This is a genomic window from Pseudomonas sp. 2822-17, assembly GCF_002742485.1.
In the GTDB taxonomy this organism is placed as follows: domain Bacteria; phylum Pseudomonadota; class Gammaproteobacteria; order Pseudomonadales; family Pseudomonadaceae; genus Aquipseudomonas; species Aquipseudomonas cyclaminis.
On the sequence record NZ_LJRZ01000417.1, the window covers coordinates 1 to 512 of the forward strand.

Below are 512 nucleotides of genomic sequence, written 5' to 3' on the forward strand. Positions count from 1 at the left end.
CCACCCAAGTTATAGTCAACTATTAGATACACTCGATGTTGGAATACATGTTATTAATCACGAAGGACATTCCATCATTTATAATTCAAAAATGTCAGCTATTGAAGATATGGAAAAAGAAGATGTACTAAACAAAAATATAATGGATATATTTCTATTTAATTCAGAGGAAGAAAGCCGTTTACTACAAGCATTAAGAAGTGGATCTGTTCATAGAAATGCAAAACAGACGTACTTCACCTATAAAGGACAGGAAATCACAACGATAAATAACACATTCCCCCTCATCCATGAAGGTCTTATTGTCGGTGCTGTGGAAATTGCAAAAGACATTACAAAGCTCGAAAGACTTAGTCGGGTTAATACTCTAGAGAAGTCCGAAGCAAACTATACGTTTGACCAAATCATCGGTGAGAGTAAAACTATTACTAATGTAATCAAAAGTGCTTCAAAGGCAACAAGAACAACTTCTTCTGTTTTAATTATTGGTGAAACTGGTACTGGGAAAGAGA

At 34.6% G+C, this 512-nt stretch carries 1 protein-coding gene; it reads left to right on the plus strand.

What is annotated here, in order from left to right:
* Positions 1-512 (plus strand): PAS domain S-box protein (locus tag AOA60_RS13905; RefSeq protein WP_143522440.1); only part of this gene is annotated, 512 nt, incomplete at both ends.